The 14908-nt window shown below is 69.6% G+C and carries 18 protein-coding genes; 13 read left to right on the forward strand and 5 right to left on the reverse strand.

Annotated elements, in window-relative coordinates; all coding sequences use genetic code 11:
• Positions 1-304: 304 nt before the first annotated feature.
• The 3 genes from LGM42_RS27300 to LGM42_RS27310 all read right to left on the reverse strand — a co-directional run bounded on the left by LGM42_RS27300 (position 305) and on the right by LGM42_RS27310 (position 2566).
• Entirely contained in the window at positions 305-574 is a 270-nt protein-coding gene (locus tag LGM42_RS27300; protein ID WP_060310547.1) for a hypothetical protein, read from the reverse strand.
• Between the two features lie 104 nt (positions 575-678).
• Positions 679-1494 carry a family 1 encapsulin nanocompartment shell protein gene (locus LGM42_RS27305; protein ID WP_124864268.1) on the reverse strand — a complete coding sequence of 272 codons (816 nt, stop codon included), beginning with the start codon at positions 1492-1494 and terminating at the stop codon, positions 679-681.
• Complete coding sequence (locus LGM42_RS27310; RefSeq protein ID WP_060310458.1) at positions 1487-2566, reverse strand: Dyp-type peroxidase; 1080 nt, start codon at positions 2564-2566, stop codon at positions 1487-1489. The genes LGM42_RS27305 and LGM42_RS27310 overlap by 8 nt, the downstream gene beginning before the upstream one ends.
• Positions 2567-2973: 407 nt before the next feature.
• Here LGM42_RS27310 and LGM42_RS27315 point away from each other — a divergent pair, with 407 nt between their 5' ends.
• The 7 genes from LGM42_RS27315 to LGM42_RS27345 all read left to right on the forward strand — a co-directional run bounded on the left by LGM42_RS27315 (position 2974) and on the right by LGM42_RS27345 (position 8341).
• Positions 2974-3111, forward strand: a complete 138-nt coding sequence (locus LGM42_RS27315) for a hypothetical protein (RefSeq protein WP_179231822.1) — start codon at positions 2974-2976, stop codon at positions 3109-3111.
• A gap of 5 nt (positions 3112-3116) precedes the next feature.
• Positions 3117-3569 carry a phosphate-starvation-inducible protein PsiE gene (locus LGM42_RS27320; RefSeq protein ID WP_059575194.1) on the forward strand — a complete coding sequence of 151 codons (453 nt, stop codon included), beginning with the start codon at positions 3117-3119 and terminating at the stop codon, positions 3567-3569.
• Between the two features lie 84 nt (positions 3570-3653).
• On the forward strand, positions 3654-4109 hold the full coding sequence (locus LGM42_RS27325) for a DUF1269 domain-containing protein (protein WP_060009250.1): 456 nt from the start codon (positions 3654-3656) through the stop codon (positions 4107-4109).
• 34 nt (positions 4110-4143) lie between these two features.
• On the forward strand, positions 4144-4392 hold the full coding sequence (locus tag LGM42_RS27330) for a hypothetical protein (protein WP_060310456.1): 249 nt from the start codon (positions 4144-4146) through the stop codon (positions 4390-4392).
• Between the two features lie 366 nt (positions 4393-4758).
• Positions 4759-6183 (forward strand): PLP-dependent aminotransferase family protein, encoded by a 1425-nt coding sequence (locus tag LGM42_RS27335; protein WP_099318414.1) that lies wholly within the window; start codon positions 4759-4761, stop codon positions 6181-6183.
• A 208-nt stretch (positions 6184-6391) separates the two neighbouring features.
• Positions 6392-7921, forward strand: coding sequence for an FAD-dependent oxidoreductase (locus LGM42_RS27340; protein ID WP_226233802.1), 1530 nt, complete (start codon positions 6392-6394; stop codon positions 7919-7921).
• 42 nt (positions 7922-7963) lie between these two features.
• Positions 7964-8341 (forward strand): DUF5594 family protein, encoded by a 378-nt coding sequence (locus LGM42_RS27345; protein ID WP_059574984.1) that lies wholly within the window; start codon positions 7964-7966, stop codon positions 8339-8341.
• A 49-nt stretch (positions 8342-8390) separates the two neighbouring features.
• Here LGM42_RS27345 and LGM42_RS27350 read toward each other — a convergent pair whose 3' ends face one another.
• A complete protein-coding gene (locus tag LGM42_RS27350; RefSeq protein WP_059574987.1) occupies positions 8391-8609 on the reverse strand; it encodes a DUF6566 family protein in 219 nt (72 codons plus the stop codon).
• A 122-nt stretch (positions 8610-8731) separates the two neighbouring features.
• Here LGM42_RS27350 and LGM42_RS27355 point away from each other — a divergent pair, with 122 nt between their 5' ends.
• From LGM42_RS27355 to LGM42_RS27370, 4 genes are all read left to right on the forward strand, one after another.
• Positions 8732-9370 carry a MarC family protein gene (locus LGM42_RS27355; protein ID WP_226233804.1) on the forward strand — a complete coding sequence of 213 codons (639 nt, stop codon included), beginning with the start codon at positions 8732-8734 and terminating at the stop codon, positions 9368-9370.
• Positions 9371-9400: 30 nt separating this feature from the next.
• Entirely contained in the window at positions 9401-9880 is a 480-nt protein-coding gene (locus LGM42_RS27360; protein WP_226233806.1) for a hypothetical protein, read from the forward strand.
• A gap of 143 nt (positions 9881-10023) precedes the next feature.
• Complete coding sequence (locus tag LGM42_RS27365) at positions 10024-11229, forward strand: zinc-dependent alcohol dehydrogenase (RefSeq protein WP_059574991.1); 1206 nt, start codon at positions 10024-10026, stop codon at positions 11227-11229.
• A gap of 44 nt (positions 11230-11273) precedes the next feature.
• Complete coding sequence (locus LGM42_RS27370) at positions 11274-11597, forward strand: four-helix bundle copper-binding protein (RefSeq protein ID WP_226233808.1); 324 nt, start codon at positions 11274-11276, stop codon at positions 11595-11597.
• A gap of 13 nt (positions 11598-11610) precedes the next feature.
• Here LGM42_RS27370 and LGM42_RS27375 read toward each other — a convergent pair whose 3' ends face one another.
• Positions 11611-13203: an ATP-binding protein gene (locus tag LGM42_RS27375; RefSeq protein WP_226233810.1), complete on the reverse strand. Its 1593-nt coding sequence runs from the start codon at positions 13201-13203 to the stop codon at positions 11611-11613.
• Positions 13204-13480: 277 nt separating this feature from the next.
• Between LGM42_RS27375 and LGM42_RS27380 the strand changes: the two genes are divergently transcribed.
• Positions 13481-13834, forward strand: coding sequence for a chemotaxis protein (locus LGM42_RS27380; protein WP_226233811.1), 354 nt, complete (start codon positions 13481-13483; stop codon positions 13832-13834).
• A gap of 184 nt (positions 13835-14018) precedes the next feature.
• Positions 14019-14867 carry a BON domain-containing protein gene (locus LGM42_RS27385; RefSeq protein WP_060310450.1) on the forward strand — a complete coding sequence of 283 codons (849 nt, stop codon included), beginning with the start codon at positions 14019-14021 and terminating at the stop codon, positions 14865-14867.
• The last annotated feature ends 41 nt before the right edge of the window (positions 14868-14908 follow it).

The following is a 14908-nucleotide window of genomic DNA, read 5'->3' on the forward strand; positions in this document are numbered from 1 at the left end:
CGGCAAGGAGTACAGACGGGCAAGCGCGCGGCGGCGCGGGCGTGCGCGGCGTGTGCGGCTGGCGATGGAAGGGGGCGGGAACCGACGGCGTGCGAACGGCACGCGGTGCGACATCGGCGCGCATGGTGCCGGCCGCCGGCAAACGGGGAGCGAAACGGGGCGCAACACGCGATGCAACACGCGGCGCGGGTGCGAACCGGTGACGTCCGACCGCGCCCGCACCGCAGCCGATGCGCGCCGTGGGGCCGGCGAGGGCGGGTTGCACGGTAGACGCCGGGCATCGCGCAACCATGGTGAGCCGCGATCAGTCCGACAGGTTCATCGCGAGCCGTTGCCGTGCGATCTGTTTCACGTCGGCGGACAGTGCCGCATTCGGCAGACCATTGGCCCAGACGGAGAACGAATCCTCGATCAGGTTGCGCGTGTCGGGCGGCAGCTCGGCCAGCATCAGCGACACGACGGTAAACAGCACGGCGGTGTCGCCGGCCTGGCGGCTCGCGTTGGCGTCGACCGTCTGCTTCAGGGTCGCGACGGACGCCTGCAGCGCCTGTAATGCGTCATTTGATTCGCTCACGACATTCTCCATGCAAGATGGGCTGGATCGGCGACGAACCTGCGGCCGGCGGGGCGGCCGTCGCGTGCGGCGCCCGGGCGGGCACCGCGCGCTGGCAACCGCGCTCAGGCGGCCGCGTTGCCCTGCGGCGCCACGGCCACCGATGCCTCGCTCGTCAGCATCAGGAACGTGAACGTTTCGCGCAGATACAGGCGCACGCTCTTGTCGGTGTGGCTCGTGTAGCCGATCGACACGTCTTCGCCGAGGTGCAACTCGTAATCGCCGCCGCGCGTGGACAGCACGCAGCCGCCGCTGATCGCCGGCGCCCAGATGATCTCGCCGCTGACGATGCGTTTGATATGGCCGAGGACCGGATAGCCCTGGTCGCGCGCTTCGCTGAGCGCGGTGTACGCGTCCGACCCGAGCACGACCGAGTACGGGCCGTCCACCCCGGCGAGGCGCAGCGCTTCCAGCGCGTCGCTGATCGCGTCCGGGTACGCGGCGACATCCGCCGGCAGCGTGAGCCGGCGGTTCGACGTGCCTTCGCGGATGCCGACGATGCCGGCCGCGCGGTAGCCGTCGAAGATCGCGCCGTCCTCGGCGAACGCGAGCCGCTGCGCGGCTTCCTTCGCCGGCTGCCAGTCGGCGTCGCGCGCGCCGCGCTCGACGCTGTCGATCGCGTCGCGGCTCAGCTCGAACGGCACCGTCAGCTCGACGATCGTGCGCGCTTCGCGCAGCCGCGCGTTCACGAGCTCGCGCGGCGCGGCGACGTCGAGCAGGTGCCCGGTGCCGACCGCCGACAGTTCGGGGCCTGCGGGGCCCTCGACGTCGACGACGCGGCGCCCGGCCACCGAGCGTTTGAAGGTGCGCGCCACTTCCTCCTCGATTTGTTCCCAGGCGGACGACGAGATCGGGGCGAGTTCGCGGTGCAGGTTATTCATAGGTCGGGGTTCCTTTCAGCGAGCCGATGTTCAGCGAGCCGTCGCGCTGCGGTACGGAAAGCGCGGGCGGCGTGGATTCCGGTTGGGCGGCGTCGGCGGCCGGCGCCGGGCGGTCGGCGAGCGCTTCGAGCAGGTCGGCCGACGGCACGAAGAACAGCGAGCCGGTGACCGCGCGGCTGTAGTCGAGCAGGCGGTCGTAGTTGCCGGGCGGGCGGCCGACGAACATGTTCTCGAGCATCTGCTCGATCGGCGCCGGCGAGCGCGCATAGCCGATGAAATAGGTGCCGAATTCGCCGGCGCCCGGGCGCCCGAACGGCATGTTGTCGCGCAGGATCTTCACCTCCTGGCCGCCCTCGTCGAGCGTGGTCAGCGAGCTGTGCGAGCACGACGGCTTCACGTCCGGCGCGAGCTCGATGTCGGACAGTTTGGTGCGGCCGATGATGCGCTCCTGCGTCTCGACCGCGAGCGCGTTCCAGCCGGCCATGTCGTGCAGGTACTTCTGCACGAGCACGTAGCTGCCGCCCGCGAATTCGGCGTCCTCGTCACCGATCACCGTGAAGTCGACCGCTTCGCGGCCTTCCGGGTTCTCGGTGCCGTCGACGAAGCCGATCATCGCGCGCTGGTCGAAATTGCGGAAGCCGTGCACCTCGTCGACGACCGTGACCGCGTCGCCGAGCGCGCCGAGCAGTTGCGTCGCGAGCTCGAAGCACAGGTCCATCGCTTCGGCGCGGATGTGCAGCAGGATGTCGCCGGGCGTCGCGATGGCGATGCGCTGGCCGGCGCCGAATTCGCGGAACGGATGCAGCGACGCGGGGCGCGGCTCGCCGAACAGCGCATCCCATGCGTCGGAGCCGAAGCCGCATACGCACGTGAGGTTGCCGCCCGGCACGCGCTTGCCGACCGAGCGCACGAGCGCGGCGATGTCGCCGCACCATGAACGGATCGTGTCGGCGTGATCGGCGCCCGGATTGATCGTCGCCACGAGAAAGATCGCGCTGCGCGTGATCGGGCTGTGGACGGCCTGGGAAAGCGGGGGACGGTTGGTTTGCATCGCGGCCTGCCGGTCAGTCATGTCGGGACGGACGGGCCGCGGCAGCCGCGGCGCGCGAAGGCGAACGGTTGGACTGTGTCATGCGACTGATCTCTTTGTGACGTGCGGATGAAGGACGTTGCGCGGGCATCGCGCAACGGGCCGCCGCGGCGGCCGGCCCCCCGGCGCGAAGGGGAGGCAGACGTGGGGGCCGCGCGTTCGCCCGGCGCGTGACCGCCTGCACCGCGTAACGTCGTCGAGCATGCAATCTAGCAGCTTCGGCGGGTCTTTGGAACACGTATCGACGATCTGTCATTCGAATGGGTTGATCGAGGTCCGATTGGGCGCGGCGCGCGTGCAGCTGTACTCCTGAAGCCGGCGACGCTGTGCTCTTGAGCGGGCGTGGCGCATGCAGTAGATTGGGTTCGCTCCGCCCGGCGACGGTCATCATGATGAACCTTTTGGAAGCGATGCGTATTTTCGGTGCAATCGTCGGGCACGGCGGGCCGTCCGGCGCGGGTTTTCCGTTCCCCGAGATCCCTTGCCGCGGCGACGGCGCGTCGATCGCGGCACCTACGACACTGTGAGCGCGTTGAATACATCCACTGCATCCGCCGATACGGCCGCCGAACGCATCCGCCGCCGCTTCGGCCATTTCCTTCATGCGGCCGAGTTGGCCGGGCTGGTCGTGATCGGGCTGGCGACCGCGTTCGCGATGGCGCAGGAGGCGTGGAAGGTCGTGCTCGCGGGCGAGGTGTCGCTGACCGACCTGCTGCTGATGTTCCTGTATCTGGAAGTGCTCGCGATGGACTTGCGCTACCTGCGGCTCGGCCGGTTGCCGGTGCGGTTCCCGCTGTTCATCGCGATGACGTCGCTCGCGCGCGACCTGATCCTGCGCGGCGCGACCGACAGCCCCGAGCGGATGCTGATGACGACCTTCGGGATCGTGCTGCTCGCGGTCGGCGTGCTGATCCTGAGCTTCGGCCAGCATCGCTTTCCGGCGGACGTCGACGATGTCGAGGACGACGTGCATGCCGGCCGGTAACGCGCGGGCGGCGTTCGAAGCGAAGCCCGACGCGCCGTACACGGCGCGGCGGCTCCGTCCTCATTCAATCAAGCGAGGTGTTGCATGACCAGACAATTGATCGTCGCCGTGTTCGGCAGCGTCGAGACGGCCCGCCAGGCCGCGCACGATTTCGACGCGCTGTCGGAGAAGAACGAAGGATTCCACATCGAGAATGGCGTCGTCGTCGAGAAGGACGCGAACGGCAAGCTCGCGGTGCTCGACGCCGAATCGCGGCCGTTCAAGGGCGGCGTGATCGGCGCGCTCGCGGGTGGGTTGCTCGGCCTGCTCGCCGGGCCGCTCGGCGTGGTGACCGGCATGGCGGCCGGCGCGGGCGCCGGCGTGCTCGCGCAGGCGGCCGGCAACGCGCTGCTCGACGGCACGTTCGTCGAGACGGTCGCGGCGCGGCTCGTGCCCGGCAGCGTCGCGGTCATTCTCGAAGCGAAGGAGGACACGCCGTTCTCGGTCGACAACGTCGTGACGGGATTCGGCGGCAAGGTCTTTCGCCAGGCGCTCGGCTGAGCGCGCACCTTTCGAACCGATTCGGGAGAACCGCATGCGCATCGATCAATCGTACCGGCGCTTCGACATCGCGGCGACGCTGTCGCCGCTGCCCGGCAACCGCGCGATCGCGAGCGTCGACGTGACGACCGACGATCCGGCCCGCCTGGCCGATCTCGGCACCGGCCAGTTCCTGCAGATCCGCAAGTGGCTCGAGTCGAACGACGTCGCGCTGCTGACGGTGGTGTTCGACGAGTGCAAGGTCGCGATCGACCACTACGCGGACAACGTCGACGACGCGTGAGGGCGAGCAGGCCGCGCTTCGCGGCGGCCGGCGCGCCGCCATCTGCGATGCATCATGACGTGCGCCGGGCGAGCGGCTGCCGCGCGATCGCGCGCGGGCCGCGCCGTCGCATTCGCATCTGTTCACCACGCCGGCCGGATTTGCCGTTTCCCCGCCAAACTGTCACTTACATTCGCCGAAATGACGCAGTAGGATGCCGAACCTTGTCTTCATGAGATTCGCATTGCTATTCGCCTTCAACTTCGGTAACGGACGAGGTTCCAGCCGGGACACCCGCACCCGGCGACGGCTATCCGGCTTCGTGCGTCGGCGCGGCCGGGCCGCCCATGCCGCGCAGGCCGGTTCATCGCTCGCGGGGCGAGGCGGATGAAGCTCTACGAGAAATTTGCGAACGACGTAGAGCGACTCATTCGGCAAGGGGTATATCGGCACGGCGATCGCGTGCCGTCGGTGCGGCAGGCGAGCCAGCAGCACCGGATCAGCATCACGACCGTGCTGCACGCGTATCTGCTGCTGGAAAGCCGCGGGCTGCTCGAAAGCCGTCCGCAGTCGGGCTATTTCGTGAACCTGCGGCGCGACGACGGCCATGCGCCGGTGCGCGAGCTGCGGCCGTCGAAGCCGATCGCGATCTCGTCGTCGGTCGACGTGAGCCGGCTCGTGCTGTCGACGCTGCGCTCGATCGGCACGGACGACGCGGTGCCGCTGGGTTCGCCGTATCCGGACCCGAGCCTGTTTCCGTTCGAGAAGCTGAACCGCTATGCGTATGCGGCCGGCCGCGACAAGTCGCTGTGGGGCGTGACCGACGGGCTGCCGCCCGGCCATCCGCGGCTGATCCGGCAGATCGCACGCCGCTACCTGGAAAACGGGATGTCGGTGGACCCGAACGAGATCATCGTGACGGTCGGCGCGACGGAGGCGATCAACCTGTGCCTGCAGGCGGTGGCGAAGCCGGGCGACACGATCGCGGTGGAGTCGCCGACGTTCTACGCGATGCTGCACGCGATCGAGCGGATGGGGATGAAGGCGATCGAGGTGGCCACGCATCCGGAATACGGGATCGACATCGCGGCGCTGGCCGCGATCGCGAAGTCGCAGCCGATCGCCGCGTGCATGGTGATGCCGAATTTCCAGAATCCGCTCGGCTTTCAGATGCCGGACGAGCGAAAACGCGAACTGGTCGAGTTCGCAACGAAGGCCGACCTGCCGATCATCGAGAACGGCGTGTACAACGAACTGTATTTCGGCAACACGCATCCGAGCATGCTGAAGTCGTTCGACCGCCATGGCATCGTGCTGCACTGTTCGTCGTTCTCGAAGAGCCTGACGGCCGCGTACCGGATCGGCTGGGCACTGCCGGGTCGCTATCGCGAACAGGTCGAGAAGCTGAAGTTCCTGAATACGCTGGCGACGCCGTCGTTGCCGCAACTGGCGATCGCGGAGTTTCTCGAACGCGACGGCTACGAGCATCACCTGCGGCGGATTCGCAAGGCGTATGCGCAGCAGGCGAACCTGATGCGCGCGATGGTGTCGCGATTCTTCCCGGAAGGCACGCGCATCTCGAGCCCGGCGGGCGGGTACGTGCTGTGGGTCGAGCTGCCCGCGCAGGTCGATGCGATGCGGCTGTACCAGCTCGCGCTGGAGCAGGGGATCACGATCGGCCCCGGCTACATGTTCTCGATCACGGACAACTACCGGAACTTCATCCGCCTGAACTACAGCAGCCCGTGGTCGCAGGAGATCGAGCAGGCGGTTGTCGTCGTCGGCAAGCTAGTCGCATCGTGCATCGACTGAGCGCGCCGCGGCGTGCGGCGCGGCTTGCGCGCCCCGTCGCAGCGCGGCCGGCGTGTTGCGCCGCAACGTCGACCACGTTCCACGCCGGTCATGGAGCGCGTGCAAGCTACAGTCCGCGTTTGCGTGCGCTGCGGGGCGTCTGTACCTGTTTCTTTTCAGGACGAATGCCGATAATGGGATCGTCACCTGACTTTTCGGGAGCCACGTCATGACTGGAAGCGATGCTGCGTCCTCGCCCGATCTCACCCAAGGGATCGCGCTCGACGATCTCGCCGACGGCGCGATGATCGAGGGCCATGTCGGCGACGCGGCGGTGCTGCTCGTGCGCCGCGGCGACGAACTGTTCGCGGTGGGCGCGCAATGCCCGCACTATGGCGGCCCGCTCGCCAAGGGCCTGCTGGTCGGCGACACGATTCGCTGTCCGTGGCATCACGCGGCGTTCTGCCTGCGCACCGGCGAGATGGAGCGCGCGCCGGCGCTCGACGGGCTGCCGTGCTGGCGCGTCGAGCGGCGCGATGGCCGCGCGGTCGTACTCGATGCGCGGCCGGCCGCCGTCCCGCCTGCGTTGAAGACGAGCGGGCTGCCCGCGTCGGTCGTGATCGTCGGCGGCGGCGCCGCTGCGATCGCGGCGGCCGTGACGCTGCGGCAGGAAGGCTATCCGCATGCGATCACGCTGCTGAGCGCCGATGCCGATCCGCCGTACGACCGGCCGAATCTGTCGAAGGATTACCTCGCGGGCACGGCGCAGGCCGACTGGCTGCCGTTGCGCGCGCCGTCGTTCTATACCGACCAGCGCATCGACGTGCGCTGCAACACCCGCGTCGCGCGCATCGATCCGGCGCAACGCGCGGTCGAGCTCGCCGACGGCAGCCGTATCGAGTACGGCGCGCTGCTGCTTGCCACGGGCGCCGAACCGAACCGGCTGAACGTGCCCGGCGCCGATCTGCCGCACGTGTGTACGTTGCGCTCGCGCGCCGATTGCGACGCGCTGATCGCCAGGCTGAAAACGGCGCGCCGCTGCGTGGTGGTCGGCGCGAGCTTCATCGGGCTCGAAGCGGCCGCCGCGTTGCGCACGCGCGGGCTCGACGTGCATGTGGTCGCGCCCGATCCGCATCCGATGGGCCGCGTGCTCGGCGATGCGCTCGGCGACACGATCAAGGCGCTGCACGAAGCGCACGGCGTCGTATTCCATCTCGGCGCGACGCCCGCGCGGATCGGGCCGGACAGCGTGACGCTGTCGAGCGGCGACGTGCTGCCGGCCGACGTCGTGCTGGTCGGCATCGGCGTGCATCCGAACGTCGCGCTCGCGCAGGACGCGGGGCTCGCCGTCGAACGCGGCGTCACGGTCGACCGCTTCCTGCAGACGAGCGCGCCTGGCATCCATGCGGCCGGCGATATCGCGCGCTGGCCCGATCCGCTGACGGGCGAGCGGATTCGCGTCGAGCACTGGGTCGTCGCCGAGCGGCAAGGCATCGTCGCCGCGCGCAACATGCTCGGCCAGCAGCGGCCGTTCGACGCGGTGCCGTTTTTCTGGAGCCAGCATTACGACGTGACGATCCGCTATGTCGGGCATGCGGCGCAATGGGATCGCGTCGAGATCGACGGCGACCTCGGCGCGCACGACTGCTCGATCGCGTACTGGCGCGGCAACACGCGGCTCGCGGTCGCGACGATCGCCCGCGATCTCGACAACCTGAAGGCCGAAGCAGCGTTCGAGCGGCAGATGGCTTCCGCATGAAAGCAGCATGACGATACACACCGAACCTTGAATGGAGGCGAAATGAACCCCGACGTTCGTGCCCGTTTCGAAACCGAGTTTGCGCCGCGCATCGCGACGCGCCTGCGTGGCCTGTATCAACCCGGCGAAGTGAAGGTCGACGTCGTGCCGCACGACGGGCAGGGCAGCCCGACCTGTGTCGACGTGATCGGCCTCACGTCGACGGTCGGCCTGCCGAACCGGCTGAACGCGCGGCTCGCGTGGCGCGACGACGCGATCGCCGGTCTGCTGGCCGAGCCCGACCACAGCCGCTTCGATCGCTATCTCGCGGCGCTGCCGGTCACGATCGAGCGCTGGCAGATGGAGTTGCCGGTCGATTTCAGCACCCGGACGCAGCGCGATCGCGAGATCCTGATCGGCGACCTCGATTTCGATGCGTGACCTGCATCGTGCGATGCCGGCCGACGCTACGCGGATGAGCCGGGTGCGGTTACCGGTCGCGCGTCCGGATCATCACGCGCCCCTGGTCGATACCGCCGCGCAGCGCTTCGTCGCATGTCAGCCATTCGGGCGTGACGAGTTCGGGCGCGGGCAGATCGACGGGCGCGCCGTCGCGGAAGATCCGCACCTGCGCGACCCACGCGCCGTTCGCGTTGCGCGTCGCGTCGACGCGAATCTCGTGACCCATGAAAGTGTCGGTGGCTTGCATCGATCGGGGCCCTCCGTCGTGATCGAACGTCGTGCGTGGATCGTATCAGCATGGCGTGCGCCGCGCATCGAAAACGAACCGGCGTGGGCGTTTCACTTGCCGCGCGAGACGGGAGCGACCCTGTGGCCTTCGACCTGACCTTTTCCGTCAAGGTGTTCGCGGCGCTGTTCGCGATCATGAACCCGATCGCGAACATCCCGGTGTTCCTGTCGCTGACCGAAGGCGCGGCGGACGGCGTGCGCCGCAAGGTCGCGCTCACGGCCGCGATCGGCGTGACGGTCGGCTGCATCGTGTCGGCCGTCGCGGGCGGCGCGATCCTGCGCGTGTTCGGTTTGACGATCGACGATTTCCGCCTCGCGGGCGGGCTGCTGGTGCTGCTGATCGCGCTGTCGATGCTGCATGGTGCGCCGAGCCGCCAGCATGCGCCGGGCAGCGACGAAGGCGCCGATCCGACGGCCGCCGAAAGCGTCGCGATCTACCCGTTGACGATCCCGTTGCTGGTGGGCCCCGGCACGATCGCGACGATGATCGTGCTCGGGCACGGTGCCGTCGCGACCGGGCAGGAACTCGCGTTCGCGCTCGGGCTCGGCGCGTTTCTCGTGCTGCTGGTCGTGTCGCTGCTGTCGGCGCCGGTGATCGGCCATTACCTGTCGCCGCGCGTGACGGCCGTCACGCAACGACTGATGGGGATGATTCTCGCGGCGATCGCGATGCAGATGATCGTCGCGAGCCTGAAGGCCGCGTTCGGGCTGCCGCACTGAGCACGCCCATCCGATTGCATGGAGTCGCCGATGAACACGCTGATCGTGTTGTCCTATCCCGATCTCGACGCGGCCCGTCGCGCGTTGGCCGAACTCGGCACGTTGCGCGACCGGCACGTTGTCGCGCTCGCGGGTGTCGTGATCGTCGCGTGCTCGACCGACGGACAGTTGCGCACGCATGCAATCGACGCAGGCCGCGTGTCGTCCGGATCGCTGCTCGACAGCGTGGTCGCGCACATCGAATCGTCGCTCGACGCGTGGCGCGAGCGGCCGGTGGACGATGCGCTGACCGATCGCGTCGCGCGCAAGGCGCGCCCCGGCACCGTGTCGCTCGGGCTGGCCGCGGCGCAGCTCGACATCTACGCGCTCAGCGCGGCGCTCGCGCCGCTGGGCGGCGACGTGACCGACACGACGCTGTCGATCGACGACGAACTGAAGCTCGTCGAAGCGATCTCGAACGCGCGTGACGTCAACAGCGACAACAGCGGCAACAGCCCACCGACGGACTGACGCGCAGGCGCGATCCCTCCCCGAAACCGAAGCGCTTCCGCTCCGCGCATCGCGGCGCCGCACGCGCTGCACAGGCGCACCCCTTGCTCGATCGGCTCGACGGTCACATTCACCGTTACCGCTTTCGACAAGGAGGGCCTGACATGAAAGCAGTCGTATTTCACGGCATCGGCGACATTCGCATCGACACGGTGCCCGATCCGGAAGTCTCAGAGGCGACCGACGCGGTCGTGCGCCTGACGGCCAGCGCGATCTGCGGCACCGATCTGCACATGGTGCGCGGCACGCTCGGCGGAATGAAGCCGGGCACGATTCTCGGCCATGAAGGTGTCGGCATCGTCGAGGCGGTCGGGCGCGACGTGCGCAACCTGCGGCGCGGCGATCGCGTGCTGATTCCGTCGACGATCGCGTGCGGCAGTTGCGCGTACTGCCGCGCGGGCTACACCGCGCAGTGCGACGTCGCGAACCCGGGCGGGCCGCGCGCGGGCACCGCGTTCTTCGGCGGGCCGGCCGATACGGGCCCGTTCGACGGGCTGCAGGCCGAATATGCGCGCACGCCGCTTGCGCACGCGAGCCTGATCCGGCTGCCCGACGCGATCGACGACGATCGCGCGATCCTGATGTCGGACATTTTCCCGACCGGCTATTTCGGCGCGCAGCTCGCGGAAGTGAAGCCGGGCGATACGGTCGCCGTGTTCGGCGCGGGGCCGGTCGGCCAGTTCGCGATCGCGAGCGCGAAGCTGATGGGCGCGGGGCGGGTGATCGCGGTCGACCGCATCGCGTCGCGGCTCGAGATGGCATGCGCGCAGGGCGCCGAGATCGTCGATTTTTCCGAGGACGATCCGGTGGACACGATATTGCGGCTGACGGGCGGGATCGGCGTCGATCGCGTGATCGACGCGGTGGGCGTCGACGCGATGCGCGCGACGCACGGGCCGGCCGCGGCCGATCGCGACGCCGCGCGCGCGTTCGATGCGGAAGTCGACGCGGTCGCGCCGCACCGCAAGCCGGACGGCCGCAACTGGGTGCCGGGCGACGGGCCGTCGCAGGTGCTGCAATGGGCGGTTCGCGCGGTCGCGAAGGCCGGCACGGTCTCGGTGATCGGCGTGTATCCGCCGGCCGCACGCGTGTTTCCGATCGGCGAGGCGATGAACCGCAACCTCACGATCAAGATGGGCAACTGCAATCACCGGACGGTCACGCCGCCGCTCGTCGAACTCGTGCGCAGCGGTGCGTTCGACCCGCTGTCGGTGCTCACGCGCAGCGAGCCGCTGACGAACGCGATCGATGCGTATCGCGCGTTCGACGTGCGCGAGCCGGGCTGGATGAAGGTGAAGCTGACGCCGTGACGACAGGAACCGAAACGATGCAAACCGAAACCGGGAGCACTGCTATGAACGATCAGTACGACAACTGCATGGCCGCGTGCGACGCCTGTGCGCACGCATGCGACACCTGTGCGGCCGCCTGCCTCGCGGAGCGCGGCGTGCACGCGTTGGCGACGTGCATCGCGCTCGACATCGAATGCGCGCAGCTGTGCCGCTTCGCGTCGGGCGCGATGGCGCGCCGCAGCGGGCTCGCCCCGCGCATTTGCGCGCTATGCGCGCACGCGTGCGATCTGTGTGCGGCCGAGTGTTCGCGGCATGCGCACGAGCATTGCCGCCGCTGTGCGCTCGCATGCGAGGCGTGCGCGGCGATGTGCCGCGCGATGGCCTGAGCGTGAACAGGCTCTACCGCGTGCCCTGAACCTCGCGCGCGACGCGCTGCAGCAGCGCGTCGAGGACGGCCATCTCGACGGGCTTCACGAGATGGTCGTCGAAGCCCGCGCTTTCGGTACGCTCGAGATCGGATGCGCGCGCATGGCCGGACAGCGCGACGCAGGTCGTGTCGCGCAGCGCGTCGATCGCGCGCAGTTCGCGCAGCAGCGTGAAGCCGTCGACGTCCGGCATCGTCAGGTCGAGAATCATCAGGTGCGGTGCATAGTCGCGGGCGAGCGCGAGCGCTTCGTTCGCGTTGTATGCGACGCGCGGCGCGTGCCCTTTCAGTTGCAGCAGCACCGCGAGCGTGTCGGCCGAGTCGCGGTTGTCGTCGACGACGACGATGCGCAGCGGCTCGACGGCCGGCTGCGCGGGCGTGGCAGGCCCGGGCGCGGCGGCGTGCCCGCCGCGGGCCACCTGCGCGATCGGCAGCCATACCGTGAACGTCGCGCCGTGGCCGGGGCCGTCGCTCTCCGCGACGATCCGCCCGCCGTGCAGTTCGACGAACGACCGGCAAATCGCGAGACCGAGCCCGAAACCGCCGGACGGGGAGCGGCCCGTCGCGCCTTCCTGTTCGAATAGATCGAAAATCGTTTCGAGCGCGCCGGCGGCGATGCCCACGCCGTGATCGACGACGCGGATCGCGACCGACGGCCCTTCGATACGCGCGACGACGTCGATGCGGCCGCCGTGCGGCGAGAATTTCGACGCGTTGTCGAGCAGGTTGTGCAACACCTGGACGAGCCGTGCGTCGTCGCCGTGCAGCACCACGGAATCGTCCGTCAGGTCGACGCGAATCCACTGTCCGCGCGCGGCCAGTTTCGGCTGGACGCTCTCGACGCCGCGGCACACGATGTCCCGCACGGTGGTGGGGCGATCGTCGAGTTCGACCTTGCCGGCCGTGATGCGCCCGACGTCGAGCAGATCGTCGACGAGCCGCGTCAGTTGCCCGACCTGGCGGTGTACGGCGTCGCGGCACTGCGCGAGCATGGGCGGCGGATCGGGCAGGCTCTGCAGCACGCCGACCGAATTGCGCAGCGGCGCGAGATGATTGCGCAGCTCGTGCGCGAGCATCGCGATGAACACGCTGAGCCGGTGCGTCGACGCTTCGAGCTCCTCGAGCCGCTTGCGCTCGGTCATGTCGCGCGTGATCTTGATGAAGCCGCACAGCGCATGCGTCGCGTCGTACACCGGCGTGATCGTCACGCTCGCCCAGAACTGCGTGCCGTCCTTGCGCACGCGCCAGCCTTCGTCCTCGAAGTGGCCCTGCGCGGCGGCCCGCGCGAGCCCGTGCGTCGGCCGGCCCGCCGCGACCGCGTCGGCCGGGTAGAAACGCGAGAAATGGTGGCCGACGATCTCGGCGGCACGGTAGCCCTTGATGCGCTCAGCACCGGCGTTCCAGGTCGCGACGTTGCCGTGCGGGTCGAGCATGAACACCGCGTAGTCGGTGATCGACTCCACCACGGTCTGGAACCGGAATTCGGCGAAGCGATGCAGCAGGTCCCGCGCGCCGGGCGAGCTGGCGGGCGGTGGATGCGGGTGAAGATCGGCGTCGTCTTTCTTCATCGGGGCAGCAGGTCGGAAACGCGGTGGGCCGCCCGCCGCCCGACCGCCGCCGGGCAAGCCCGTGGCGGCCATACGGTCGATTGGCACGTCCGAAAGAATAAAGGAACTCGATTCAGCTGATCAATGGGTGCGCATCGGCCGTGCCGTGCAGCGTGCCGGCGACGGCGGGGCGCCAGCGGCCGGCGCGGCATGCCGATTGCACGACCGGGGCAGTACGCCTGCCGCGCGGCGGCCAACCGGCCGATCGCCCGGCGGCAAGCCAGGCAAGGAGGCCGACATGAACAGCACGCTGAATCCCGACAACGAACCGGCCGGCCCGGATGACGACAACGCCAGCCGCGGCCGCGACGGCCGCGCGCTCGGCCCGAGCGACTCGTCCGACAGCGGCAGCGACACGGCGGGCGCGCGGCGCCATCCGTTCGACGTCGATTCGCCGCTGGACGACCACGCGCTCGAACGCGGCGACGCGTCGCTCGACACCGACACGGACCGCGTGGGCACCGGCGAGCGTGCGTCGGCGGACGGCGACTCGACGCTCGAGGAGGGCGCCGACATCGAGCCGGACCGCACCGAGCGGTTGAGCGAGCCCGGCCGCATCGACGAATCGGACGACCCGGACGAAGTGCCGTGACGCCCGGCACGCAAAAACTGCAATCGCGTTGCAGATTGGGGCGCCTGAGGGTGTCCCCGCGCTGCGACGCGCAACCATCGCGGTCCGGCAACCACGCCGGCACGCGATTTGCGTCGCCCCGACCGACGCGCGCGGCGACGCGGCTTGGCGCCGTGCGCGGCGCAGGCGATCAAGGAGAGACACGATGCAACGACGATATCCCGGACGGTACGGCGAGCGTGGCGGCCCGCCCGACTGGCACGCGCGCGACGAGCGCGCGTACCGGGGCGCTGGCGAGCGCGGCATCCCGGACGATCCGGCACGATGGCCGGAAGAGGACGACGAATCGGCTTACCGCCGCTTCGCGAGCGAGGACGTGGGCCCGGAAGACTGGGGCAGCGAATGGACCGAGCGCGCGGCGCGGCCGGCCGAGCAGCGGCGCGGCGCGGCCGACGCGGACCGGCAGGGCGGCGCGCGCCCGCCGGCGCGGGACGCCGAGCGCGGCTACGGCGAACCGGGCCGCCGCGTGGAGGGCCGTGAAGGCCGCTATGGCGGCGAGCGCCCGGAATGGCGCGACCGGCACCGGATGAGCGGGTACGGCGGCGAGCGCGATGGCGGCGACCCGCGCTACGGCGGCGCCCCCGATCTGTCGCGTTTCGGCGGGGATGCCGAACGCGATGCGCTGCGCCGTCGCCGCGGGCCGAAAGGCTACACGCGCTCGGACGAGCGGATTCGCGAGGACGTATGCGAGCGGCTCGCGCATGCGCTGGAGATCGACGTGAGCGACGTCACCGTGCAGGTGACCGACGGTCGCGTCGAGCTGGACGGCACGGTGCCGGTACGCTGGATGAAGCACGGCATCGAGGATCTGGCCGACGGTTGCCTCGGCGTGCGCGACGTCGAGAATCGCGTGCGCGTGCGCCGCGACGGCGAACACGATACGGGCATGGTGCTGCATCCGCACCAGCGGACCGTCACGCCCACGCAGCCCGCCGCGCGTGATCCCGAGCCCGGCACCGTCGTCGGCGGCCGGGAGCGCGAACCGCGCCACTGACTGCCCGTGCGTGAAACGGCGCGCCCCCGACCGCGAGCACT

The sequence above is a fragment of the Burkholderia sp. AU39826 genome (assembly GCF_020419965.1).
Taxonomy (GTDB): Bacteria; Pseudomonadota; Gammaproteobacteria; order Burkholderiales; family Burkholderiaceae; genus Burkholderia; species Burkholderia semiarida.